Source organism: Streptomyces africanus (genome assembly GCF_030816955.1).
GTDB lineage: Bacteria > Actinomycetota > Actinomycetes > Streptomycetales > Streptomycetaceae > Streptomyces > Streptomyces africanus.
Genome location: NZ_JAUSYP010000001.1, coordinates 1,667,876 through 1,692,495 on the forward strand (window position 1 = coordinate 1,667,876; position 24,620 = coordinate 1,692,495).

The window sequence follows — 24,620 nt, forward strand, 5'->3', positions numbered from 1 at the left end:
CATGACGGCTCACCCCCTCTTCGACATCAGCGGCCGTACGGCGCTGGTGACCGGCTCCAGCCGGGGCATCGGACTCGCGCTCGCCCGTGGTCTGGCGGAGGCCGGCTGCACGGTCGTCCTGAACGGCCGCGACAAGGACCGGCTCGCCGCGGCCGCCGCCGGGCTGCCCGGCGACCGGGTGCACACGGCGGCGTTCGACGTGACCGACGGATCGTCCGTGGCGGACGGGATCGCGGACGTCGAGGAGCGGGTGGGCCCGCTCGACATCCTCGTCAACAACGCGGGCATGCAACTGCGCGCCCCACTGCTGGAGTTCACCGACTCCGACTGGCACCGGATCCTGGACACCAATCTGACCAGTGCCTTCCTGGTCGGCCGGGAGGCGGCGCGCCGGATGACGGAACGCGGCCACGGAAAGATCATCAACATCTGCTCCCTGCAGAGCGAGGTGGTGCGGCCCGGGATCGCGCCGTACGCCGCCACCAAGGGTGCGCTGAAGATGCTCACCAAGGGCATGTGCGCGGACTGGGGTCCGAGCGGTGTGCAGGTCAACGGGCTGGGCCCGGGCTACATCGAGACCGAGCTGACGCGGCCGCTGGTCGAGGACGAGGAGTTCAGTGCCTGGGTGCGGCGGCGCACCCCGGCCGGCCGCTGGGGGCGCACCCAGGATCTGGTGGGCGGGGTGCTGTTCCTCGCCTCCCCCGCGGCCGACTTCGTCAGCGGGCAGGTGCTGTACGTCGACGGCGGTATGACGAGCGTGCTGTGACCACCTGCCGGGAGGCTGTGATGCTGGGTTGTGTGATCCACGGTCAGGGTGACCTGCGCGTGGCGGAGTTGCCGGTTCCCGCGCCCGGGCCGGGGCAGGCGCTGGTCGCCGTGCGGTACGGCGGGGTGTGCGGGTCCGATCTGCACTACTGGCGGCACGGCGGGGTCGGTGACTTCCGGCTCCGGGAGCCGATGGTGCTCGGGCACGAGGTCGTCGGGACGGTGGTCGGGTACGGTGCCGGCGCGTCGGGGCCGGCGCCGGGTACCGCCGTCGCCGTGCATCCGGCGACCCCGTGCGGGGTGTGTCCCGAGTGCTCGGACGGGCGGCGGAACATCTGCCGGGACACGCGGTATCTGGGCAGTGCGGCGCGTTTTCCGCATGTGCAGGGGGGATTCGCGGCGCAGGTGGTCGTGCCCTGCGAGCAGCTGCGGGCCTTGCCGGACGGTCTGGAGCTGCGCCGGGCGGCGCTCGCCGAACCGCTGTCCGTCGCGCTGCACGCGGTGCGGCGGGCCGGCGAGGTGGCCGGGCGGCATGTCCTGGTGACCGGTGCCGGGCCCATCGGCTGTCTCGTCGTCGCGGCGGCGAGGGCGGCCGGGGCGGCGGAGGTGACCGTCACGGATCTGCTGCCCGAGGCGCTGGAGTACGCGCGGATCGCCGGTGCCGGAACTCTGGTCCGGGCCGATGATCCTGACGACCCGGGGTGGCCTTCCGAAGTGGACGTCGCGATCGAGGCGTCCGGAGTGGCTGCCGGGCTCGATACCTGTCTGCGGCGGGTGCGGCGGGGTGGGGTCGTCGTGCAGTTGGGGATGCTGCCGGCGGGACACAGTCCGTTCGCGGGGAACCTTGTGGTGAGCCGGGAGATCGAGCTGCGGGGGGCGTTCCGGTTCGACGGGGAGTTCGATCAGGCGCTGGAGCTGCTGGCGGTGGAGTCGGCGTTCGACGGGCTGGTCAGTGCGGTGGTGCCTGTGGCGGATGCCGAGTCCGCTTTTGCCCTGGCGGCTGATCGGAGTCGGTCTTGCAAGGTGCTGTTGGATTTCGCCCAGTCGCCGTAGCGGGTTCTGTCGTCGCGCGTCTGCGGGTGCGTAGTGGCTTGTCGCGCAGTTCCCCGCGCCCCTGAAGAACCTACTGGCGCCACAGAGGGTGCTCCCTGTCCGCCCACTCTCTGCTCACCGAACCCGTGCGCATGCCTCTGCGGGATTCCGGGTCGGCCAGGGCCATGCCGATGTGGCCGGCCAGGACTATGCCGATCGTGAGGGCCAGCCAGTCGTGGACGAACGTCGCGCTGGTGCGCCACACGAGTGGGGTGAGGTGGGTGAACCACATCATCAGGCCGGTGCCGAGCATGACGAGGGTGGCGCCGGCGATCCAGGACGCGTAGAGCTTCTGGCCGGCGTTGAACTTGCCGGCGGGGCGGGACGCGGGGCGCTTGTCGCGGTGCAGGGCGGCGCGCAGCCAGGTCCGGTCGTGCGGGCCGAAGCGGTTGAGCCGGCCCAGGTCGGCACGGAAGGCGCGGGAGGCGAGGCCGGCCAGGACCGGGACGGGCAGGGCGAGGCCGGCCCACTCGTGGATGCGGACGACCAGTTCACGGCGGCCGACGAGTTCGGCGAGCTGGGGGACGTAGAGGCAGGCCGCCGTCAGGACGCAGACGCCCATGAGCGCGGCCGTCGTGCGGTGCACCCAGCGCTCGGTCGGGCTGAAGCGCCGGACACCGGCCGGGGCGTCAGCTCGTAGGCTCATCGTCGCGTCCGTTCGAGCGGCCCACCCAGGCGTCGACGTCGTAGCCGCGCTCCTCCCAGTAGCCCGGCCGGACTTCGTCGGTGACGGTGATGCCGGAGAGCCACTTGGCGGACTTGTAGAAGTACATGGGCGCCACGTAGAGGCGGACCGGGCCGCCGTGGGAGTGGCCGATGTCCTTGTCCTGCATGCGCAGGGCGACCAGGACGTCCGCGCGGCGGGCCTGGTCGAGGGTGAGGCTCTCGGTGTAGGTGCCGTCGAAGCAGGTGAAGCGGATGGCCTTGGCCGTGGGGCGGACCTTGGCGGTGTCGAGGAGGCGGGACAGGCGTACGCCCTCGAAGGGGGTGTCGGGGACGCGCCATCCGGTGACGCACTGGACGTCGCGGACCATGCGGGTCTGGGGCAGGGCCTTGAGGTCGGCCAGGGTGTAGGTGGTGGGGCGGTCGACCAGGCCGTCGATCGTGAGGCGGTAGCTGTCGGCGTTCTTGCGGGGGACGGACGAGGCGACCGAGTAGTAGCGGAAGCCGCCGCCGTTCGGGAGCAGTCCGGTCAGGCCGGTGGGGTCCTTGTCGGCGGCGCCACCGAGGAAACTCTCCAGGCCGCGTTGCAGCCGGGGCGCGGCGACCACGCCGAGCGCGCCCAGGCCGAGGGTGCCGAGGAAGACGCGGCGGCCGACCGGGGTGCCCCGCTGTGGGGGGTGTTCGTCGTTCACGCCTTCAGGTACGTCCTCGTTCACGTTCTCATTCGAACACCCGCGGCCCCGTCAGGACAGGGATCGCGGGTGCTCGTCAGAGTTCCGTAACCACTTCTTACGCGGCCGGGGTCAGGACGACGCCGCCTTGTCCAGCTGGAACGCCTCGTTGCCGAGCCCGATCCGGGCGTGCTTCTCGGGGGCGCGGGCGCGCAGCACCAGGCCCAGGACCAGGCCGGCGGCCAGGGCGAGGCCGATGATGCCGGGCAGCACCCAGCTCAGCGAGGAGTCCGGGCCGGCGCCGACGAGGACCTCGAAGTCCTTCACCGTGTAGCCGGCGATCACCAGCAGGGCGAGGCCCGCCAGGGCGGAGGTGGCCAGCCGCCAGGCCTGGGCGCCCGCGGCACCCCGGCGGACGAAGAAGACGACGACCGACAGGGAGGCCGCCGCCATCAGCACGATCACGCCGAGGGCGCCGATGTTGCCGAACCAGGTGAACAGCTGCAGGACCGGTGCGGTCGGGTCGCCGACCGGCTTGTCGTCGGCGATCGCGAAGGCGACCACGACGACGACGGCCACGACGGTCTGGAGCAGCGAGCCGGTGCCGGGAGCGCCGCTGGTGCCGCTGGTGCGGCCGAAGGCGGCGGGCAGCAGGCCCTCGCGGCCCATGGCGAAGGCGTACCGGGCGACGACGTTGTGGAAGCTGAGGAGCGCGGCGAACATGCCGGTGACGAACAGGACGTGCAGGACGTCGGTGAAGGTGCCGCCGAGGCGGGACTCGGTGAGGAAGAACAGCAACCCGGCGCTCTGCTTCTGGGCCGTGCCGACGATCGCGGAGGGGCCGGTGGCGACGGTGAGGGCCCAGCTGCTCAGCGCGAAGAAGACGGCGACCCCGCCGACGGCGAGGAACATCACGCGCGGCACCAGGACGTGCGGGGCGGCTGGTCTCCTCGGCGTAGACGGGTGCCTGCTCGAAGCCGAGGAACGCGGCGATGCAGAAGCACAGCGCGGTGCCGACGCCCGCGCCGGTGAGGGTGTCCGGGTTGAAGGCGTGCAGCGAGAGGCCTTCCGTGCCGGGATCGGCGAGGGCGGCGACGTCGAAGACGACGACCAGGAGCACCTCGATGACGAGCAGCACGCCGAGGACGCGGGCGTTGACGTCGATCTTCAGCCAGCCCAGCAGGCCGACGGCGAGCGCGGCCACGAGCGCCGGTATCCACCAGGCGATCTCCACGTCGGCGTAGGTGGCGAGGAGCCCGGAGACCTCGAAGCCGAAGATGCCGTAGATGCCGATCTGGAGCGCGTTGTAGGCGACGAGGGCGACCAGGGCGGCGCCCGCGCCGGCCGTGCCGCCGAGGCCGCGGGAGATGTAGGCGTAGAAGGCGCCCGCGTTGTGGACGTGGCGGCTCATCTCGGCGTACCCGATGCTGAAGAGGATCAGGACGACGCCGAGGACGACGAAGAGCAGCGGCTGCCCGACGATGCCCATCACCGCGAATGTAGTGGGCATGACACCGGCGACCACCATGAGCGGGGCGGTCGCGGCCAGGACGGAGAGCAGCAGGCCCCCGGTGCCGAGCCGGTCGGCGCGCAGGGCGCGCTCCTGCCCCTTGAACGTACTGATGCCGCCGGGGGCGGATGTGCTCGTGCTCGAACTGTCCGTGGTCATCGGGAGAGCGTCCTCACTTTTTGGATTTCCGGGGGTGTCAGGCCGTGCCGAGCGCGCCGGCGCGGGCGGCGGCGAAGGCGGTGTGCGGGTCGCGGTCCGGGTACGACCAGGGCGCCGGGGTGGCGTACCGGCCGATCCGGTGGAACAGGGCGGCGGCCTCGGCGCCGCGCCCCTCGCAGAACTTGGCGTGGGCGAGGAAGTTCAGGTCGATCAGCCGGCGCGGGTGCCCCTCCAGCTCCCACTCCAGCCACCAGTCGAAGGCGGCCTTCATGACCTGCCGGGCGCGGCGGCCGGTCCAGTGGCCCGAGGCGGCCGGGTCGGCGGGTTCGTGCCCGGCGGCGGCGAGCGCGCGGTAGCGCTCGGCGTGCGCGATGACCGGCAGGATCGCGAGCGGGGAGTCGGCGGGTGCCTGTTCGGCGGCCCAGTTGGCGAAGTCGTAGACCTCGTGCAGCGGGTCCGGGCCGGACTCGGTGCGGCGGCCGGCGAGCCGGGCGACCATCAGGTGGTGGGCGTGGTGGTGGTCGGCGTACCGGGCGCGGACCTGCTCGAAGGTGCGGACCACGTCCTGGTCGGTGCCGACCGCGCACTCCAGCAGCAGCAGGCCGAGCCAGGGGGTGGGGTCGGCGGGGGCTCGGGCGGCGGCGGTCGCGCAGGCCTCGCGGGCCCGGGCCGGCTTGCCCTTGCCGTGCAGGGCGCGCCGGACCTGGGCGAGGGCGAGCAGGACGCAGGCGTCGGCGGACTCGGGTTCGGCGAGCAGCCACTCACGGGCCCATGCGGCGCAGTAGGACTCCCGGGCGAGGACCGTGACGCGGTGGCCGCGCCGGTCCCAGTCGTCTCCGGTGTGCACCAGCAGGGAACGGGCGTTCTGCCAGCGGCCCTGCGCCAGGGCGGCGCGCGCGGCCACGAGGTCGGCGTCGTCGAGGGCCTCGTCGAAGGCCTGAGACGCACGTCTGCGGCCACGGCCGAGGGGAGGCGGGGGTGGGGGCACCGCGGAACTTCCTCACGCGCTCTTCTTGTGTTTCGGCTCAGGGCGGTCGATGGAGCGCGTGTGTGCGCTTCGCCATGAGCTGATCACGCACAGCCAACCCCCAGCCAACGGTTGACGTCAAGGGCCGCAAGGGCGTTACACGCGTCAACCACTGCCACTTGTGAGGCTTTTGTGATCATCGAGGTTCCAGAGGAAGATGAGGCAGGGATCCGATTTTCCCGTTTCGCCCTTTGTGGCGTGCGTCATAGTGCTGGGCGGTCACCACCGCGCACCATGGCATGACGTACGGGCGCGCCGGGCGGAGCCGGCCGGTACAGTCGGCCCCTACGCCATCGTGAACCCGACCTGATGATCGAGGTACACCGCGTGTCGGTTCTGGTACTGGTGCTCGCCGTGAGCGCCGCCTGCTGTCTGGGCTTCGGTTTCGTGCTGCAGCAGAACGCGGCCCAGCGCGCCCCGCTCAACGACTTCCTGTCCTTCCGGTTGCTGGTCGACCTGGTGAAGGTGCCGCGCTGGCTCGGCGGCATCGCGCTGATGGTGGTCGGCATGGCGCTGGGCGCGGCCGCGCTGGGGCAGGGCGAGCTGTCCCTGGTGGAGCCGCTGCTGGCGACGAACCTGCTGTTCGCCCTCGCGCTGTCCCGCCGGCAGACCCGGCAGCCGCTCGGCCGCCAGGGCTGGGCGGGCCTGCTGCTGCTGGCGGGCGGAGTGAGCGCGTTCATCGTCGCGGGCGAGCCACAGGGCGGCTCCGCGACAGCCGATCCGACGCGGCAGTGGCTGATCATCGGGGCCATGATCGGGCTCGCCCTGCTGTTCACCGCGCATGCGAAGCGCTCCCGGCTGAGCTCCGGGCCGGTGCTGCTGGCCCTGGGCGCCGGGCTCCTCTACGGCGTGCAGGACGCGCTCACGCGGGTGAGCGGGGAGAAGTTCTCCGCGGGCGGCTTCGCCGAGCTGCTGACCGGCTGGCAGCCGTACGCCGTCCTCGCGCTGGGCGTCACGGGGCTGGTCCTCGTGCAGAGCGCCTTCGAGACCGCGTCCCTGCGCAAGTCGCTGCCCGCCCTGACCGCGGCCCAGCCGATCGCCGGGATCATCTGCGGCGTCGGTTTCCTGGGCGACCGGCTGCGGACCGACAGCGTGGCCCTGACCTGGGAGGCGGGCGGTCTCCTGGCCGTGGTGGCCGGCATCGTGCTGCTGGGTCTGCATCCGGCCATGCCGACGGGGGCGACGGCGCGGGCACGCGCGGGGCAGCTTCAGCCGCAGCCGCAGGCACAGTGAGGCCTCGCGCCCTGCTTGGATGAGGGCATGAGTGCTTGGGGCGAGGGCGTGAGTGCCGCGGACGAGGGCGGGACCGTTGCCGGCGAGGGCATGAGCCCGGCCGACGAGATCCTCGACATCGTCGACGAGAACGACCGGGTCATCGGGCAGTCGCCCCGGGGCGAGGCCTACGCCCGGGGGCTGCGGCACCGCTGTGTGTTCATCCAGGCCCGGGACGGCGAGGGCAGGATCTTCGTGCACCGGCGGACGCCGGCCAAGCTGGTCTTCCCCTCCCTGTACGACATGTTCGTCGGCGGAGTGGTCGGCGCGGGCGAGTCCTACGACACGGCGGCCCTGCGCGAGGCCGAGGAGGAACTGGGCGTGACGGGTCTGCCGCTCCCCCGGTACCTCTTCAAGTTCCTCTACGACAACGGCGCCGGGCAAACCTGGTGGTCGGCGGTGTACGAGGTCCGCTGCGACCTGCCGGTGCGGCCGCAGGCCGAGGAAGTGGCCTGGCACGACTTCCTGCCCGAGGACGAGGTACGGCGACGGCTGGGCGACTGGGAGTGGGTGCCGGACGGGCTGGCGGCGTACGAGCGGCTCGTGGCGTTCCGGTCGACGGGCTGAGGGGGCTGACGGGCTGCCGCGAGGCGGGGCGCCGCGAGGCGGGCCGACACCGGCAGCGCCCGGTGACGGTGTCCCCGGTAGGGTCGCGCACGTGATCGAGTTCGTACGGAACGTCCGTTTGTGGTTCGCGCCGGCGGAGGTGCGGCGGGACGGCGAGACGCCGGACTACCGGTTCTCGCTGGCGAACGAACGCACCTTCCTGGCCTGGCTGCGCACCGCCATGGCGCTGATCGGTGGCGGCTTCGCCGTGGACCAGTTCCTGCCGGACCTGCGCTGGGGCTGGCGGGTGGGGCTGGCGCTCGCGCTGCTGGGCGCGGGCGTGCTGTGTGCGCTGCGGGCGGTCAACCACTGGGTCCGCTGTGAGCGGGCCATGCGCCGGGGCGAGGACCTGCCCGTGTCCCGGTTCCCGGCCGTGCTGAGCGTCGTCGTCGCGGTCGTGGCCCTCGCCATGGTCGTCGTGGTGCTCGTGGGGTGGGAGGGGTGAACGCGCCGGCGGCCCGTCGGCAGGACCCCGACCGCGACCCGGGGCTGCAGCCCGAGCGGACCCGGCTCGCGTGGCGGCGTACGACGCTGTCGGGCACGGTCTCCGCCGTGCTCGCCGTGAAGACCGCGCTGCACGGCGGGGCGTCGACGCCCGGGATCGTCGCGTGCGCGCTGTGCTGCGTCCTGTGGCTGGGCTTCCTGACCATCGCCCACCACCGCATCCGCACGCTCGCGGCCACCGCCAGCCCCACGGCGTTCGCACCGCGCCACGCCACGGCCGCGGTGCTGTGCACACTGGCGACGGCGGTGTGCGGGGCGGCGCTCGTCCTCTAGGGCAGGGACACCCAGCGGGTTGCTGCCGCCGGGGGCCGCGGGCGCCGGCCGGGGAACCGGGCGCCGGGGCCGCGCGCTACGTGCGGCTGGCTGCCGGGACGAGGCGCCGGGGGCCGCGCGCCGCGTGTGGCCGGCGCGGCCGGGGAACCCGGGCGCCGGGACTCCGGGCGCCGAGGCCGCGCCCTACGTGCGGCCGGCCGCCGGGACGGGGCGCCGGGGACCGCGCACCGCGTGTGGCCGACCGCCGGGGACCGCACCCGGGCGCCGGGTACTGCACCCCGCGAGCACCGGCCGGAGAACCGGACGCCGGGACTCCGAGCGCCGAGGCCGCGCCCTACGTGCGGCCGGCCGCCGGGACGGGGCGCCGGGGACCGCGCACCGCGTGTGGCCGACCGCCGGGGACCGCACCCGGGCGCCGGGTACTGCACCCCGCGAGCACCGGCCGGGGAACCGGGCGCCGAGCGCCGGGACGCCAAAGGGACGGACGCCGGAGCGGCCGCACGCCGCGCGAGCCGCAAGCGCCGACCACCCGGGCGTCGGCCGCCGACCCGCGGGCGTCGTGGAACCGTACGCGGCACTCAAGGGGCGCCGCCCACCGGACGTGGGGCGCCGCACGGCCGGGCGTCGCCCGCCGGGCGGCACGCCAGTGCCCGCCGGCATCGGACGCCCAGACGCTGCGCGCCGGTGCACCGCACGCCAAGGCGCACCCACCAGGACATTCGCGCGCCGCGAGCGCACGACGCACCCCCTCGCAGGGCTCCGCGCGCCAGGACGCCGGCCGTCGGGGCAGCGCGCGTTGCATGTCGGACACTATGACGCCGGAGCGCCGGGCGCCGGGCGCCGGGCGCCGGCCGCCGCGCCAAGGCACAGGCCCGCGGCTACGTGTCCTCCGGCTCCCAGTCCACCGTCACCACGATCTTGCCGCGCGTCCGGCCCTGTTCGTTCAGCCGGTGGGCGTCCGCCGCTCGGTCCAGGGGGAACGTCTCGGAGACGTGCACGCTCACCACGCCCTGTTCCGCCAGTTCGGACAGCCGCCGGAGGTCCTCGGCGTCGGGGCGGACGAAGTAGTAGCGGCCGCCGTAGGTCACCACGTCGACGTCGGTGATCGACACCAGGCGGCCCTCGGGGGCCAGCAGGTTGGCCGAGACCTTCAGCGTGTCCCCGCCGACGGTGTCGAACACCGCGTCCACGCCTTCGGGCGCCAGCCCGCGCACGCGCTCGCCCAGGCCCTCGCCGTACGCCACCGGATCCCCGCCGAGGCCGCGCACGAAGTCGTGGTTGGCCTCGCTCGCCGTGCCGATCACCCGGGCGCCGAGGTGGGCGGCGAGCTGCACGGCGACGGAGCCGACCCCGCCGGCCGCGGCGTGCACCAGCACCGTCTCGCCCCGTTTCACCTGGAGCACCTTGAGCAGCACCTGGTAGGCGGTGAGCCCGACCAGCGGCAGTCCGGCCGCCTCCTCGAAGGAGAGGTTGCGCGGCTTGCGCGCGAGGGTGCGCACGGGCGCGGCCACGTACTCGGCGAAGGTGCCGCGGGAGAGGAAGTCCTCGCGTACGTACCCGATGACCTCGTCCCCGACGTCGAACTCCGCCACGGCGACGCCGGGGCGTACGACGACGCCCGAGACGTCCCAGCCGGGCACCACCGGGAACGCGGCTTCGAAGAGCCCGTCGAGGTAGCCCTCGCGGGCCTTCCAGTCGACGGGGTTCACGGCCGCCGCCCGCACCTTCACCAGGACGGAGTCCGGGCCGACCTTGGGATCGCGGACCTCTCCGAACGCCAGGACCTCGGGTCCGCCGTACCGTGAGTAGCTGATCGCCTTCATGAATCCGACCTTCCGGGCTCGCCGCGCGGCACGCAAGCCGGATGGCCTGAACGAAGCGGCCTAAACCTCCCCGGCGCCCCATGGGGGGAGTCGTCGGCCTATCGTGGCTCCGATCACGTTTCGGCCCCCCTCTGGACGACATACCGACCGGTCGGCATCATGAGTCGGTAACTGTTCACCTGCCCGTAGGAGCGACGCATGAGCCCCGACCACCCGCCCGGACTCGACCTCGACCGGCTGCGCGGCCTGCTCGACCGCGAGCGGCCCGGCCTGGTGAGCGGCGCACTGTCCGGCCGGCTGATCGAGGGCGGACGGTCGAACCTCACCTACTCCGTCTCCGACGGCACCTCCCGGTGGGTCGTACGGCGGCCCCCGCTCGGTCACGTCCTGGCCACCGCGCACGACATGAAGCGCGAGCACCGGGTGATCAGCGCGCTGCACCCGACCGCCGTGCCGGTGCCGCGGCCGGTGCTGCTGTGCGAGGACGAGGAGGTGCTCGGCGCGCCGTTCTACGTCATGGAGTTCGTCGAGGGCACCCCGTACCGCACGGCCGACCAGCTCGCCCCGCTCGGCCCGGAGCGCACCCGGGGCGCGGTGCTGAACCTGGTGGACACGCTGGTGGAGCTGCACGCGGTGGACCCGGCCGAGGTGGGACTCGCCGACTTCGGCCGGCCCGAGGGCTTCCTGGACCGGCAGCTGCGGCGCTGGGGCAAGCAGCTGGACGCCTCGCGCAACCGCGAGCTGGCCGGGATCGACGAGCTGCACCGCCACGCTCGGACGGCGGCTGCCCTCCTCCCCCGCCCCGGCCGTGGTGCACGGCGACTACCGGCTGGACAACGTCCTGATCGGCGAGGACGACCGCATCAAGGCGATCCTCGACTGGGAGATGTCCACCCTGGGCGACCCGCTCACCGACCTGGGCCTGCTGGCGATGTACAGCCTGCCGCTCGACGCCCCTGACTCCCCCGTCTCCACGACGGCCGAGGCGGCGGGGCACCCGGACCCGGCGGAACTGATCGAGCGGTACGCCGCGCGCTCGGGGCGCGACGTCTCCGCGGTCTCCTGGTACACCGCGTTCGCCTGGTTCAAGCTCGCCGTGATCCTGGAGGGCATCCACTACCGCTACACCCTGGGCCAGACGGTCGGGCGCGGCTTCGACCGCATCGGCGGCCTGGTCCCCGTCTTCATCGAGCACGGTCTCACCACCCTTCAGGAAGGCTGACGGTCATGGACTTCGCGTTCGACGCGCGCACCGAGGAGCTGCGCGGCAAGCTGCTGGCCTTCATGGACGAGTACGTCTATCCGGCGGAGTCCGTCGCGCACGAGCAGCGGGCCCGGCTCGCCTCGCCCTGGGAGACCCCGGCGGTGGTCGAGGAGCTGAAGGCCGAGGCGCGCAGGCAGGGCCTGTGGAACCTCTTCCTGCCGGACTCCGAGTACGGCGCCGGGCTCACCAACCTCCAGTACGCGCCGCTCGCCGAGATCATGGGGCGCTCCCCGCAGCTGGCCCCGACGGTGACGAACTGTGCGGCACCGGACACGGGCAACATGGAGGTGCTCACCCAGTTCGGCGACGAGCAGCAGCGCAAGCAGTGGCTGGAGCCGCTGCTGGCCGGCGAGATCCGCTCGGCGTTCGCGATGACCGAGCCGGAGGTGGCCTCCTCGGACGCCACCAACATCACCACGCACATCGAGCGGGACGGCGACGAGTACGTCGTCACCGGCCGCAAGTGGTACATCTCCGGGGCGTTGCACCCGGACTGCAAGATCTTCATCGTGATGGGCAAGACGGACCCCGAGGGCTCCGACATCCGCCGTCAGCAGTCGATGATCCTGGTCCCCCGTGACACGCCGGGTGTGACGATCGAGCGCGCGATGCAGGTCTTCGGCTACGAGGACCACTACCACGGCGGCCATGCCGAGGTGATCTTCGACCACGCGCGCGTGCCGGCGTCGAACCTCATCGGCGAGGAGGGCGGCGGCTTCGCCATCGCGCAGGCCCGGCTCGGACCCGGCCGGATCCACCACTGCATGCGGCTGATCGGGATGGCGGAGCGGGCGATCGAGCTGATGTGCCGGCGGGCGGTGTCCCGGACGGCCTTCGGGAAGGCGCTGGCCCAGCAGGGTGTGGTGCACAACTGGATCGCGGACGCGAGGGTGACCGTGGAGCAGTTGCGGCTGCTGGTGCTGAAGACCGCGTGGCTGATGGACACGGTGGGGAACAAGGGGGCGCACACCGAGATCCAGTCGATCAAGATCGCTACGCCCCGGGCGGTGGTGGACATTCTCGACCGGGCGATCCAGTTGCACGGTGCGGGGGGTGTGAGCCAGGACTTCCCGCTGGCGGAGCTGTACGCGGGGGCGCGGACGCTGATGATCGCGGACGGGCCGGACGAGGTGCATCAGCGGTCGCTGGCGCGGCGGGAGCTGAAGCGGTACGTGTGACGCGGCGGGGCGGCGGAGGGTTTTCGCCCCCGCCGCCCCTACCCGTCCCATCCCCAGGGGCTCCGCCCCTTCGACCCCGCTGGGGGCTGCGCCCCCAGACCCCCGCGGGGGCTTCGCCCCCTGCACCCCCACCGGGGCTGCCGCCCCGGACCCAGACCCCCGCGCAGGCTTCGCCCCCCCGCATCCCCACCGGGGCTGCCATCCCGGACCCAGACCCCCGCGCAGGCTTCGCCCCCTACACCCCCACCGGGGCTGCCGCCCCGGACCCAGACCCCCGCGCAGGCTTCGCCCCCTACACCCCCACCGGGGCTGCAATCCCGGACCCAGACCCCCGCGCAGGCTTCGCCCCCCCCCGCATCCCCACCGGGGCTGCCATCCCGGACCCAGACCCCCGCGCAGGCTTCGCCCCCTGCACCCCCACCGGGGCTGCCATCCCGGACCCGGACCCCCGCGCAGGCTTCGCCCCCTACACCCCCACCGGGGCTGCCGCCCCGGACCGCGCTTCGGCCTGGACGGCCTCGTCCTCAAGCGCCGGACGGGCTGAGTGGGACCAGCCCGAGTCAGCTATGGGCGCAGGGCGCGCAGCAGCAAGTCCGCCAGGTGGTCGGCTACCTGCTGGGGGCTCATCGGGCCCTCGGGGCGGTACCACGTCGACAGGTGGTGGACCGAGCCGAAGTGGTAGTCGACGACCAGGTCCGCCGGCGTCGCCTTGGAGAAGACGCCCGCCTCCTGGCCCTCCTCGACCAGCGCGCGGAAGCGCTCGTGGTAGCGGCGGCGCTCGGCACGGACCTGCTTGTTCTTCTCGGGGCTCAGATGGTGCATGGACCGCCAGAAGATCATCGCGTCGTCGAGGTTGTCGATCGTCGTCACCACCACGTCCGCGGCCGCGGCCCGCAACCGCTTCTCCACGGGCTCGTCGGCGCCCGCGACGGCGTCCAGTCTCTCCTGCTGGATGCGCAGCACGCGCGCGTACACCTCGTGCAGAAGGTCGTCCTTGGAGCCGAAGTAGTGGTACAGCGCCCCCTTGGTGACCCCGGCCGCCTCCACGATCTCCTGCACCGAGGTGCGGTCGTAGCCCTGCTCGGCGAAGAGCCGGGTGGCGGCGGCCAGGAGCCGCTGAGGTACGGGGGTGCCGTCCGAGTCCGTCGTCCTGGGCACTGCCGCCACCTGCCTTTCCGTCCTGCTGTCAGTTGCCTTGCGTCCGGGAACGCAGTTCCCGACGGAGGATCTTCCCACTGGCCGTCTTCGGCAAGTCCGGCAGGATCTCCACCTGGCGCGGGTATTTGTAGGCGGCCAGTCTCTCCTTGCAGTAGGCGGCGAGTGCATCCGGGTCCGTGTCGGCGTCCGGACGCAGGCTGATGTACGCCTTGACGGTCTCCCCGCGATACCCGTCCGGCACGCCCACGACGGCGGCCTCGCGCACCGCCGGGTGCGTGTAGAGCACGTCCTCGACCTCGCGCGGCCACACCTTGAAGCCGGACGCGTTGATCATGTCCTTCTTGCGGTCCACGACGTACAGCCAGCCCCGCTCGTCCATGAAGCCGATGTCGCCGGTGCGCAGTTCGCCGCCGGGGAACGTCTGGGCGGTGGCGTCGGGGCGGCGCCAGTAGCCGGGCACGACCTGCGGACCCCGGACGACGATCTCGCCCTGCTCGCCGAACGGCACCTCGTCGCCGTTGTCGTCGACGATCCGGACGACCGTGTCGGGGCCGGGCAGGCCGACCGCGAGGGTCCCGGAGACCGGGTCGACGGGCGCCTCCAGACCGGGCGGCACGGAGGCGCACGGCGCGGTGCACTCGGTGAGCCCGTAGCCGTTGCGGATGTACGGCCCGAAGCCGGCCCGGAACTTCTCCACCAGCGCGGGCGGCAGCGGGGCGCCGCCGGAGGAGATCACCCGGAAGGAGGAGAAGTGGTCGCGGGTGACGGACGGGTGCGCGGCCAGCGCCATGAACGCCGTCGACGGTCCGACGGTGTAGTGCGGACGGTGCTCGGCGAACGCGTCGAGGACCACTCCCGCCTCGAAGCGGTACGCCAGCACGAGCGTGCCCGCACTGCTCAGGCAGGCGCCGAACTGGCAGACCATGCCGGTGATGTGGAACAGCGGCGCCAGCGCGAAGTAGACCGGCCGCTCGGGCAGCCCCAGGCCGGTCCGCTGCCGCTCGGCGTTGTACATGATGTTGCCGTGCGTGTTGGTGGCGCCCTTGGGCGTGCCGCTGGTGCCCGAGGTGTAGCTGATCAGCGCGATGTCGGAGGGCTCGGGGTCCCGGTCCTGGGGCGCCTTGTGCCCGGCCCGCGCCACGGTCACCAGGTCGTCGGCGTCCGGGGCCTGCGGAAGCCGCTCGAAGGTCAGCACGCGGGCGTCGCCCCGCGTCTGGAAGTCCAGCTCGCACCCGGTGAGCACGATCCGCACGGGCGAGTCCGCCGCCGTCGCGCGCAGATACGACTCCCACGCCCGGTCCGAGCAGATCAACGCGGCGACCTCGCCGTCGCGCAGGACGTGGGACACCTCACCCGACTTGTACATCGGGTTGACGGGTACGACGATCGCGCCCGCCTTCCAGGCGCCCAGCAAGGCGAGCACGAAGTGCGGGGAGTTCTGGAGCAGTACCGCGACCCGGTCGCCGCGCTCCAGTCCGCGCGCGGCGAGATGCCCGGCGACGGAGTCGCTGAGCTCGTCGACGTCCCGGTAGGTCAGGCGACCGTCGAAGTAGGCCAGGGCGTCGCTGTCCGGCGTCTCGGTCACGGCCCGGCGCAGGGCGTGCACGAGGGAGCCGTCGGGGCTTATCGCGCCCTTCTGGGCGTCGTTCAGCAGGTCCAGCCAGGGTTTGGCCGCGTAACGGGACTCGGTCACCGGTTCTCCTCCCACTGCTGCTGGATGCGGTTCATGCCGGTCAGCCACCGGTCGGGGTCCCCGGCCCGGGCCTGGTGGTACGCGGCGACCTCGGGGTGCGGCAGGATCAGGAAGCGGTCCTCCTCGATGCCCTTGACCAGGGCGTCCGCCACGGCCTCCGGTTCGATCGCGGTCGGCTGGAGCACCAGGTCGCCCGCGCTGCCGGTGGCGGCCAGCATGTCGGTGCGGACGCCCTGCGGGCAGATGGCGTGCACCTTCACACCCCGGTGGCGGTAGGTCAGCGACAGCCACTCGGCGAAGGCGAGGGCGCCGTGCTTGGTGACGGCGTAGGGCGCGGCGCCGATCATGGTGAGCAGCCCGGCGGCGGAGACGGTGGACACGAACCGGCCGCTGCCCCGCTCCAGCCAGGCGGGCAGCAGCTCCTGAGCGGCCCGGACATGCGCCATGACGTTCACGTCCCAGGAGGTCGCCCAGGCCTTTTCGTCCAGCGCCTGACCGGCATCGATGCCGTCGAACGCGACACCGGCGTTGGCGCAGTACACGTCGACGGTCCCGTCGAGCGCGTCCCTGGCGTCGGAGAGGATCGCCGAGGCGTCCCCGGCCACGGCGATCCCGCCGACCTCGTCCGCGACATGCTTGGCCCGCTCGGCATCCAGGTCATTGACGACGACCCGGGCCCCCTCGGCGGCGAACCGCCGGGCCAGCGCGGCCCCGATCCCGCCACCGGCCCCCGTGACAACGACTCCGGCCCCTTGAAAGGCTCCCACCATCGGTCTCCTCAAAACGCGGCTCAGCAACGGCGCCAGACTAACCGGTCGGTATGTTTCAAGGAAGGGGGTGGCGCAGCACTTAAGGGGCGCGGGGCCGTACCGATATGCGGCTCCGCCGCGTGGGCGCGACCAGCCACAACGAAAGCGGCACACAACGGATCACGGAGGCCACCCATGCACCTGTCCAGACGAGGTCTGTTAGCCACAGCCACGGCAGCTGTGTCGCTGCCCGCGACAACCGCAGCAGCCGCCCGACGCCACAGGCAACTCCGCACCGGCTTCGAACGACTCGCCCACGACGGCTACGCCCTGCTCGACGGCCAAAAGGTCGGCATCGTCACCAACCCCACCGGCACAACCCGCGACGTCCGCCACATCGTCGACGTCATGCACGCGGACACCCGAGTGGATCTCAGGGCCGTCTTCGGCCCTGAACACGGCTTCCGCGGCACCGCCCAGGCCGGCGGCTCCGAGGGCCGCTACGCCGACCCGGCGACCGGCCTGCCCGTCTACGACACGTACCTCAAGAGCGGCCGCCCGCTCGCCGACATCTTCACCGCGTCCGGCGTGGACACGGTCGTCTTCGACATCCAGGACGTCGGCGCCCGCTTCTACACGTACATCTGGACGCTGTACGACTGCATGGAGGCCGCCCAGCTCGCGGGCAGGCGATTCGTCGTCCTGGACCGGCCCAACCCGGTGACCGGCCGGGCGGCCCTGGGGCCCGTCCTGCACAAGGAGTTCGCCACGTTCGTCGGACGGCAGCCCATCGCCCAGGCCCACGGAATGACCGTCGCGGAGCTGGCACGGCTGTTCAACGGGGAGTTCCTGACCGCCCCCGTACCGCTGGAGACCGTCACGATGTCGGGCTGGAAACGCTCGGACTTCCACGACGCCTCCGGGCTGCCCTGGGTGCCGCCCAGCCCGAACATGCCGACGCCGGAGACGGCCCTGGTCTACTCGGGGACGTGTCTGTTCGAGGGCACGAACCTGTCGGAGGGGCGTGGCACGACCCGGCCGTTCGAGCTGCTCGGCGCCGAGGGCATCGACCGGCGCTGGGCCGCCGCCGCGAACGAACTCGCCCTGCCCGGCGTGCGCTTCAGGGAGGCGTACTTCGCGCCCACGTTCTCCAAGTTCCAGGGCAGGACGATCGGCGGTGTGCAGGTCCATGTGCACGACCGGGGCGTCTTCGATCCCGTACGGACGGGGATCGCCCTGCTCGTGACCGCCAGGGAGGTCTGGAGCGGATTCGCCTGGCGCCCGGACAACTGGATCGACAAACTCACCGGCTCCGCGCGCGTGCGCACGATGATCGACGCGGGCGCGGACACCGACGAGGTCGTGGCGGGGTGGCAGGAGGAGCTGAAGGCGTTCCGGAGGGTGCGGCGGGAGTACCTCCTCTACCGCTGAGCACGGCGTCGCGCGCCTCATGCGCCCGTGACGTATGGCCAAGCTCCCCCGTTGGCAGGACGATGCGCCACATCGCGGCGCAACCCGGGGGAACAGGGGGCCTGTCATGGCGGATCCGGCGATGAGTGTGAGTCCCTACTGGGAGCTGACCTTCGACGCGGACGGGGACCCGGCGGGCCACGGGCTCGACCGGCTGCTCGCCGGGGCGACCGAACGGAAGGTGCGCGACCTGGTCGTCTTCGCGCACGGCTGGAACAACGACCGCTCGGGCGCGACCCGGCTCTACGACCGCTTCCTCGCGCCGATTCCGCGGCTGGCTCCGGCGGCCCGGATCGGATACGTCGGGGTGCTCTGGCCGGCGATGCGCTTCTCCGACGAACCGATCCCGGACTTTCCCCGGGCCGTGGCTGCCGAGGCCCCCAGGCGCCCGGTGCTCGACAAGGACACGCGGCACGCGCTGCTGGAGTCCTTCCCGGGCCGGGCGATCCTAGTCGAACAGATCGCCCGGTTGCTGGAGCAGCAGCCGCCGGAGGGGGCCGAGCTGGAGGAGTTCGGGCGGCTGGTGCGGCTGCTGGTGGAGGTGGTGGCACCCGGGCCGCAGGCGCTGTTCGCGGCGGACACGGTGGCGGAGGGCGTGCCGCAGAGCGAGCCGGAGATGCTGGCCGGATCCTCGGCGGCGGCCTGCGCGGAGTTCGCGCGGGCGCTGGCGGAGCTCGACGCGCCCGGCGCGCGGCGGGGATTCGGCCTCCCCAACCCCTGGGACGGGGCGCACGAGCTGCTGCGGCAGGCGACGTACTACGCGATGAAGCGGCGTGCTGGAACCGTCGGCGAGCGCGGTCTCGGGCGGATGGTCGGGCAGCTCGCGAAGGCGGCGCCGGACGTGCGCGTGCACCTCGTCGGGCACAGCTTCGGCGCGCGGCTGGTGTCGTTCGCGCTGCGCGGCCTCCCCGAGGGCGTGCGTTCGGTGAAGTCGGTGACGCTGCTCCAAGGGGCGTTCTCGCACTACGCGTTCGCGGCCCGGCTGCCGCACGACGCGCGTGCCGGAGGGGTGCTCCAGGGGCAGCAGAACCGCGTCGACGGTCCTCTCGTGTGCTGCCACTCCCGGCACGACTCGGCCCTGGGCACGATGTATCCGCTCGCCTCCCGTATGGCGGGCGACAGCCGGTCCGTCGCCGGCCTCGACATGGGGCGGGTCCTGGGCGCCAAGTGGGGTGCGATGGGCTACGACGGGGTGCAGGCGGTGCCGGGCACGCGCGCGTACACCCTCGCCGAGGCCCTGCGGGCGAAGCTGCCCGGCTCGGGATGCGTGAACGTCGACGCGGCGGCGGTGGTCAGACGCGGTGGTCCGCCCGCCGGCGCGCACAGCGACATCCTGCACGAGGAACTGGCCCGGCTGGTGCTGGCGGCGGGCCGCATTCGCTGACCCGCCGCCTGCGCTTGGGTCACCGGTGTGAGGTGAACTCCACGACCTGCTGGTAGGTCGGCCGGTTCTGCCAGCTGATCTTGCCGTGCTTGATGCCGCCGAGGGTGCGGTGGATGACCGAGTCGGCGCACCACTGGTCGCCCGCCGAGCACTGGTCGTCGCCGGGGTAGACCTGGGCCGCGGTCTTGCCGGCCGCCTCCTTCAGGGTGCTGACGAGGGTGTCACGGCAGGCGCCGAGGTCTCCGCCGCCGCAGTACTCGCGGGCCAGCGGCCCCCGCACCTGCTCGCCGAGCACGGTTCGGATGTCCTTGTCGACGTAGCTCCACCAGCCGTACTGGAAGGAGCTTCCGGCGTGCGACCCGGTCGGGCCGTGGGAGGCGGACGGTGACTCGTCGACGGGGAGGTTGGCGGTCATCGCCTCGAACAGCTTGCTGCCGAGGCCCGGTTCGAACTCGGCCTTCACCAGCAGCGGCCACCAGGCGTCCAGGATGCGGATCGCGTCGGCGTCGGCGTACTTCTTGGAACCGGCCGAGGTCTCCGTGCGCTTGCCGCCCGCGGCGACCCACGCCTGGAGCTTGCTGACGGCGGCCGCGGCGGTGGGGTCGGTGACCGGCGAACTGTTCACGACCTTGAGCAGGTCGGGCAGGACGTCCTCCGCCCGCAGGTCGGCCGTGGCCGCGTCGGCCATGGCCTTCACCAGCGAGGCCCTGGTCACCCCGCCCTGCCGGACCAGCTTCCGCACCCGGTCCTCCAGGAGGTTGCCGCGGTGCACGGAGCCGTTGCCCCAGGGCGCGGTCGTGTAGTCCTTGGCCTGCTTGTTGTTCCAGGAGATGTAGTAGTCCTGGTCGATGGAGTTGGGGTGGGCGGAGGGCGGGGTGTAGTCGGCCGTGTTGGCCGCCGGGTCCCAGCCGCGCCACTCGTACGCCGGCCGGGCCCACACCGGGAACTCGGCGTCGACGCCGTTGGCGCGCACCGGGTTGTCGCCGCTGTTGTAGTACGCGGTGTGCTCGGAGTCGACGTAGAACCAGTTGAAGGTGTAGTTGATGTGCTGCACCGCCTTCTGGAACGACTCCGGGCCCTTCACGTAGTCCGGGTCGTTCAGCATCTGGAAACCGATGATGGAGTCGGCCTCGTGCATGAAGGACGAGCGCAGGGTGGTGTAGGCGACCTTCTTGCCGCCGACCGTGCCGCGGTACTCGACGGGTCCGTACTTCGTGCGCCACACGCGCATCGTGTACGAGCCGGCCGCGGTGCCGTCGGCGACCGTCGGCTTCCAGGCGTTCTTCTGCTCGATCTTCTCCATCGGCGTGCAGGTGCCGCGGTACAGGTAGTGGTGGTCGTCCTGGCACAGTTCGACGGCGAACGTGTCGATGATGTCCTGGCCGGAGGTGGTGGCGCTCCACGAGTAGTCCTGGCCGCGGCCGAGTTCGACGTACATGCTCAGGCCCGCGAAGGAGGCGCCGCGGGCGCTGATGCCCGGGCCCTGGAGCTCCTGGAGGAGCAGCAACTGAGGGGCGAAGTAGCCGGTCTGCGGGCCGAACACGGCGACCGGGTGGCCGCCGGCGGTGTGCTCGCCGCCCACCACGAGGGCGTTGGACATGCCGCGTCTGGCGGACGACAGGGCCGACTTGGCCGCCTCGCCGGACGCGCCGGTGGCACTGGCCGTGGCGGCGCTGCCGGTGCGGTCGTGGACGAGCGGCTCCGGCTTCACCGAACCGGCGTCCGGCAGGGCCGTGCCCTGCGGGTCGTCCGGCTTGGTCGCGTACGGGAAGCTGCCGTCGTGGACGGTGAGGACGGCCTCCGGGTCGTTGCGCTCCCGGAACGACTCCCAGACCTTGGTGCCTTCCGCCACGCCGTACTTCTCCTGGGCGGCGAGCAGGGAGAGCGCGTTGTTGACCTCGCCGCCTCCGCCGGAGCCGAACAGCGCGCCGATGACGGACCCGAGCGCGACCATGTCGGTGATCTTGAAGTGCTCGATCTTCCCGGCGTTGGTGACTGAGTCCTTGTGCCCGGTGAGGACGTACTCACCGGGGAAGTACCGGCCGCTGTCGGAGGCGTCGATGTAGGCGTTGATGCCGTCGAGATAGGCGTCGGCGTCGGCGAGGGCCTGCTTGCCGCGCTCGCCGTTGGTGGCGACGGCGTTGTCGATCTGCGCCTGGAGATCGGCCTCGCTGTAGGGCGCGTGCCGCCAGAACTGCTGTTCCAGGCCCTGGTTGGAGGGCGCCCCGCCCGCGAAGGAGGTCACCTGTCCCCGTCCGACGTGCCGGAAGACGTCCATCAGCCACAGCCGGTCCTGGGCGGCGGCGTAGCCGGCCCCGAACTCCGTGCCGTACCGGGTGGTACCGGTGATGTGCGGCACACCGGTCTTCTTGTCCCGGACGATCGTCACGTCACCGCGCCCGGCGGGTTTGACGGTGGAGGCGACCTGATCCGCCGGGACCCCGAACGACGCGTCGTTGAAGAAGTTGTTGATCTTGTCGTTGGTGAGGCCGGTGTACCCCTTGGCGAGGTCGGCATAGGGCCCGAGCTGGTCCTCGGCGTGCTCGGGCTGGGTGCCGAAGGCCTGGTTCAGGAGGACCTGGGCCAGGGTGGCGTTGCCGTTCTGGCCGGGCGGGAGGATGTCCGAACACTGGTTGCCGCAGTGGTCGTTCGCCGCCGCCGTGGCCTGCGCGGTCCCCGTCTCCGAGGCGGCCGCCTGTGACAACGGCGACAAAAGACCCGCGATCAGCGCGCATACCGATGCGGTCTTCAGGAACCCGGGGATTCCGCGGGGAGTTCTCATTCTGTCGAGGACGGTGCGTGGGTTACGCCGTGGCATGTGGGGGGCTCCTCCCGACGGGGGTGCGCGGGATGTTACCGCCGGTATCCCCGGGATTGAAGATGAACAGGCGTCACTTTTTGGAGTCAGCACAACAGGCACACGGACCACGGCAGTCGACTCGAGGCCTCGTCGGACCGCTTATGGAGGCCATTTGAAATCGGATGGAGCCGATTCGCTTGTCGATACGTCTATTCGGCGACGTCCTTACGACGACGCCGAAGTGACCGAATTAGGTGCAGGTGTGACGGAGGTGCAGGACGATGGCCGGTTTCCGGAGTCTGGCGAGACAGGTCCGCGATCCGCGGTGCGATCTGGCACTGCGGCGCTATTCGCTGCGCAAATGCCTTGAGAGGTTCGCCCCTTACGGGCACAGGGCGACCTGGGACCATCTGTGTTCCCGGGCCGGGTTCGGTCCCGAGGACCGGTCCCCCGATCCGGTGCGGCTCGTGGCCGCACTGGACGAACTGGAGGAGGCGCGGGCGGTCTGGCTGGCCTACGAGGTCGAGTTCGCCGAGCGCCGCAAGAAGGAGAAGCACGACGGACTGCGCCGGCCGGGCAGTGTGGACGACTGGCACCGGCTGACCTGGGGCGGTTTCGGCGTGGCGTGGTGCGACGATCCGGCGGTCCATCCCCGTGAACCGCTGGCCGAGGTGCTGCGCCGGCTGATCGCCGCGCTGGAGCGCGAACCGGGCTCGACGTGCCCGGTGTGCGGCGGGGAGCAACTCGCCTGGAAGTACGACCTGGACCACGAGCCCTCGGCGGGTCCTGTCTGCACGGACTGCGGAATTCTCGTACCGCGTCCGGTGCTCACGCCCGAGTCCCTGGCGGACGCCAGGCGGGCGAGGCTGTTGGTGTCGGCTTGACGAATGCGGGTGCGCGGGGGGTGCGCCGGGGATGCCGCACCCCCACTGTCAGTGGGTGCTGACACCATCGTCGACATGGTGCAGGTGTGTCTGAACGGTCCGCGGACCGCCGCCGACGGTACGGCGGTGCCGCTGACGCCCGGGTCCATGGCCGACTCCGCCGCGGAGGCCGTCGCGGCCGGGGCCACGGACATCCATGTCCATCCCAAGACGCCGTGCGGGCGGGACACGTTGTCGCCCCGGGTGCTCGCGGAGACGCTGTCGGCGATTCGCTCGCGCGTGCGGGTGCCGGTGGGTGTGACCACGGGGGCATGGGCCGAGCCGGACCCTGCCGCCCGGTTGGAGCGGATACGGAGCTGGACCGTCCTGCCCGACCACGCGTCGGTCAACTGGCATGAGCCCGGTGCGGAGGAGGTTGCCGCCCTGCTCCTGGATCTCGGGGTGGGTGTGGAGGCGGGCATCTGGTCCGGGACGGATGGTGCGGGGCGGTTTGCCGACTCACCGCTGGGGTCGAGGGTGCTGCGGGTCTTGGCCGAGGTGACGGACACGGACCCTTCCGGTGCGGTGGCTGCTGCGCGGGGGTTGTTGTCCGACCTTGGTGCCGCGCATGGGCGTCCTGTCCTGCTGCACGGGGAGGACGGGGGTGCGTGGCCGGTGCTGCGGCTTGCGGGCGAGCTGGGGTTGGCCCACGCGGGTCGGGGTGGAGGATGTGCTGGTCCTGCCTGATGGGAGGCGAGCCGGGGCCAACGCGGAGTTGGTCGCGGCGGGGTCGGTGGAGTACGAGGCAGGTCAGCGAGGTGCTCGGCGTCGTCGCTGAGGCCGGGTGGGTCCGCAGCCCGGCGGAGCGGGGTGCCGCTGCGCCCACCCGTGCCGCCCTGGGGGTACCTCCCAGGCCCTTGAGGCACTGGGGGAGGCACGACTGCCCGCAGCGGCGGCCTGCGGACGGCTGAGCAAACCACCACGCGCCCGCAGTCGCCGACGGCGAGAAGGGGACGTGTCGGGGGGTGTCCGCCCGCAGCGGTTGGCGCGTCAACGGAGAGCTAGTCGGTGTCCGACCCCAACGCGCCGTTCCGAGGACGGACACCCCCCGGCGCGGCCCCGACCCACAAGCCGGCCGCAGGCGCTACCCGCGCCCCTTGTCCACCATCAGGCGGGACCCCGCCCGGCGCTCGCCGAACACGTCGCCCGGGTTGGAGAGGACGCACGTGTCGAGGGAGAGGCAGCCGCAGCCGATGCAGTCGGTGAGGTGGTCGCGGAGGCGGTTCAGCTGCTTGATGCGTTCGTCCAGTTCCGAGCGCCAGGCCTCCGACAGGTGCGCCCAGTCCTCCCGGGTCGGCGTCCGCTCCTCGGGAAGCTCCGCCAGCGCCTCGCGGATCGTCGCCAGCGGGATGCCGACCCGTTGCGCGGCCCGGATGAAGGCGACCCTGCGCAGCGTGTCCCGCGCGTAGCGGCGCTGGTTGCCGGCGGTCCGGCGACTGCTGATCAGGCCTTTCGACTCGTAGAAGTGCAGGGCGGAAACGGCGGCCCCGCTGCGCGCCGCCAGCTGGCCGACCGTGAGCTCGTGGATCTTCTCTGAAATCTGGGGCACCCCGCGACCCTACCCAGTCCGTTGACACAGCCCCCGCAGCCGACCATGCTAAGCAGTCGCTTAGAGATTCAAGTGCACGCAGACTTC

19 protein-coding genes and 3 pseudogenes are annotated in these 24,620 nt (G+C 72.3%); 12 read left to right on the forward strand and 10 right to left on the reverse strand.

Features of this window, described 5'->3' with window-relative positions:
• Position 1 precedes the first annotated feature (1 nt).
• Positions 2-766: an SDR family oxidoreductase gene (locus QF034_RS07855; protein WP_307174238.1), complete on the forward strand. Its 765-nt coding sequence runs from the start codon at positions 2-4 to the stop codon at positions 764-766.
• Between the two features lie 20 nt (positions 767-786).
• Positions 787-1,818 carry an L-idonate 5-dehydrogenase gene (locus QF034_RS07860; RefSeq protein ID WP_307174239.1) on the forward strand — a complete coding sequence of 344 codons (1,032 nt, stop codon included), beginning with the start codon at positions 787-789 and terminating at the stop codon, positions 1,816-1,818.
• A 70-nt stretch (positions 1,819-1,888) separates the two neighbouring features.
• Here the strand turns inward: QF034_RS07860 and QF034_RS07865 are convergent, their stop codons facing one another.
• From QF034_RS07865 to QF034_RS07880, 4 genes and pseudogenes are all read right to left on the reverse strand, one after another.
• The gene (locus QF034_RS07865; protein ID WP_307174240.1) at positions 1,889-2,503 is read right to left on the reverse strand and encodes a cytochrome b/b6 domain-containing protein; all 615 of its coding nucleotides are present in this window, start codon (positions 2,501-2,503) and stop codon (positions 1,889-1,891) included.
• Complete coding sequence (locus QF034_RS07870) at positions 2,487-3,212, reverse strand: molybdopterin-dependent oxidoreductase (protein ID WP_307174241.1); 726 nt, start codon at positions 3,210-3,212, stop codon at positions 2,487-2,489. Before QF034_RS07870 ends, QF034_RS07865 begins: the two co-directional genes overlap by 17 nt.
• A gap of 111 nt (positions 3,213-3,323) precedes the next feature.
• Positions 3,324-4,860: pseudogene (locus tag QF034_RS07875) on the reverse strand (APC family permease).
• Positions 4,861-4,897: 37 nt separating this feature from the next.
• Positions 4,898-5,848 carry a hypothetical protein gene (locus QF034_RS07880; protein WP_307174242.1) on the reverse strand — a complete coding sequence of 317 codons (951 nt, stop codon included), beginning with the start codon at positions 5,846-5,848 and terminating at the stop codon, positions 4,898-4,900.
• A gap of 348 nt (positions 5,849-6,196) precedes the next feature.
• Between QF034_RS07880 and QF034_RS07885 the strand changes: the two genes are divergently transcribed.
• The 4 genes from QF034_RS07885 (at position 6,197) to QF034_RS07900 (ending at position 8,542) form a co-directional block, all read left to right on the forward strand.
• Positions 6,197-7,120, forward strand: coding sequence for a DMT family transporter (locus tag QF034_RS07885; protein ID WP_307174243.1), 924 nt, complete (start codon positions 6,197-6,199; stop codon positions 7,118-7,120).
• A gap of 90 nt (positions 7,121-7,210) precedes the next feature.
• Positions 7,211-7,726, forward strand: a complete 516-nt coding sequence (locus QF034_RS07890; RefSeq protein ID WP_307179829.1) for an NUDIX hydrolase — start codon at positions 7,211-7,213, stop codon at positions 7,724-7,726.
• Between the two features lie 91 nt (positions 7,727-7,817).
• A complete protein-coding gene (locus QF034_RS07895) occupies positions 7,818-8,210 on the forward strand; it encodes a YidH family protein (protein ID WP_307174244.1) in 393 nt (130 codons plus the stop codon).
• Positions 8,207-8,542, forward strand: a complete 336-nt coding sequence (locus QF034_RS07900; RefSeq protein ID WP_307174245.1) for a DUF202 domain-containing protein — start codon at positions 8,207-8,209, stop codon at positions 8,540-8,542. The genes QF034_RS07895 and QF034_RS07900 overlap by 4 nt, the downstream gene beginning before the upstream one ends.
• A gap of 878 nt (positions 8,543-9,420) precedes the next feature.
• Here QF034_RS07900 and QF034_RS07905 read toward each other — a convergent pair.
• A complete protein-coding gene (locus QF034_RS07905; protein WP_307174246.1) occupies positions 9,421-10,365 on the reverse strand; it encodes an NADP-dependent oxidoreductase in 945 nt (314 codons plus the stop codon).
• 198 nt (positions 10,366-10,563) lie between these two features.
• Here QF034_RS07905 and QF034_RS07910 point away from each other — a divergent pair.
• Together QF034_RS07910 and QF034_RS07915 are read left to right on the forward strand one after the other, a co-directional pair.
• Positions 10,564-11,587 (forward strand): annotated as a pseudogene (locus tag QF034_RS07910) (phosphotransferase family protein).
• Positions 11,588-11,592: 5 nt separating this feature from the next.
• Positions 11,593-12,807 carry an acyl-CoA dehydrogenase family protein gene (locus tag QF034_RS07915; RefSeq protein ID WP_307174247.1) on the forward strand — a complete coding sequence of 405 codons (1,215 nt, stop codon included), beginning with the start codon at positions 11,593-11,595 and terminating at the stop codon, positions 12,805-12,807.
• A 564-nt stretch (positions 12,808-13,371) separates the two neighbouring features.
• Here the strand turns inward: QF034_RS07915 and QF034_RS07920 are convergent.
• From QF034_RS07920 to QF034_RS07930, 3 genes are read right to left on the reverse strand one after another with little or no spacing between them, the layout of a single operon-like run.
• Positions 13,372-13,965, reverse strand: coding sequence for a TetR/AcrR family transcriptional regulator (locus QF034_RS07920; protein WP_306968385.1), 594 nt, complete (start codon positions 13,963-13,965; stop codon positions 13,372-13,374).
• 28 nt (positions 13,966-13,993) lie between these two features.
• A complete protein-coding gene (locus QF034_RS07925) occupies positions 13,994-15,658 on the reverse strand; it encodes a class I adenylate-forming enzyme family protein (RefSeq protein ID WP_307174248.1) in 1,665 nt (554 codons plus the stop codon).
• On the reverse strand, positions 15,655-16,428 hold the full coding sequence (locus QF034_RS07930) for an SDR family oxidoreductase (protein ID WP_307174249.1): 774 nt from the start codon (positions 16,426-16,428) through the stop codon (positions 15,655-15,657). The genes QF034_RS07925 and QF034_RS07930 overlap by 4 nt, the downstream gene beginning before the upstream one ends.
• A gap of 174 nt (positions 16,429-16,602) precedes the next feature.
• On the opposite strand from QF034_RS07930, the gene QF034_RS07935 reads away from it, so the two are divergent.
• Together QF034_RS07935 and QF034_RS07940 are read left to right on the forward strand one after the other, a co-directional pair.
• The gene (locus tag QF034_RS07935) at positions 16,603-17,838 is read left to right on the forward strand and encodes an exo-beta-N-acetylmuramidase NamZ family protein (protein WP_307174250.1); all 1,236 of its coding nucleotides are present in this window, start codon (positions 16,603-16,605) and stop codon (positions 17,836-17,838) included.
• Positions 17,839-17,944: 106 nt separating this feature from the next.
• Positions 17,945-19,261, forward strand: coding sequence for a serine-threonine protein kinase (locus QF034_RS07940; RefSeq protein ID WP_307174251.1), 1,317 nt, complete (start codon positions 17,945-17,947; stop codon positions 19,259-19,261).
• Positions 19,262-19,280: 19 nt separating this feature from the next.
• Here the strand turns inward: QF034_RS07940 and QF034_RS07945 are convergent, their stop codons facing one another.
• Positions 19,281-22,079, reverse strand: a complete 2,799-nt coding sequence (locus QF034_RS07945; protein ID WP_307174252.1) for a penicillin acylase family protein — start codon at positions 22,077-22,079, stop codon at positions 19,281-19,283.
• Positions 22,080-22,342: 263 nt separating this feature from the next.
• Here QF034_RS07945 and QF034_RS07950 point away from each other — a divergent pair, with 263 nt between their 5' ends.
• The gene (locus tag QF034_RS07950; RefSeq protein WP_243381225.1) at positions 22,343-22,945 is read left to right on the forward strand and encodes a hypothetical protein; all 603 of its coding nucleotides are present in this window, start codon (positions 22,343-22,345) and stop codon (positions 22,943-22,945) included.
• A gap of 75 nt (positions 22,946-23,020) precedes the next feature.
• Positions 23,021-23,762 (forward strand): annotated as a pseudogene (locus QF034_RS07955) (3-keto-5-aminohexanoate cleavage protein).
• 306 nt (positions 23,763-24,068) lie between these two features.
• On the opposite strand, the gene soxR reads toward QF034_RS07955, so the two are convergent.
• Positions 24,069-24,533: a redox-sensitive transcriptional activator SoxR gene (soxR, locus tag QF034_RS07960; protein WP_086564299.1), complete on the reverse strand. Its 465-nt coding sequence runs from the start codon at positions 24,531-24,533 to the stop codon at positions 24,069-24,071.
• Positions 24,534-24,620: the final 87 nt, after the last annotated feature.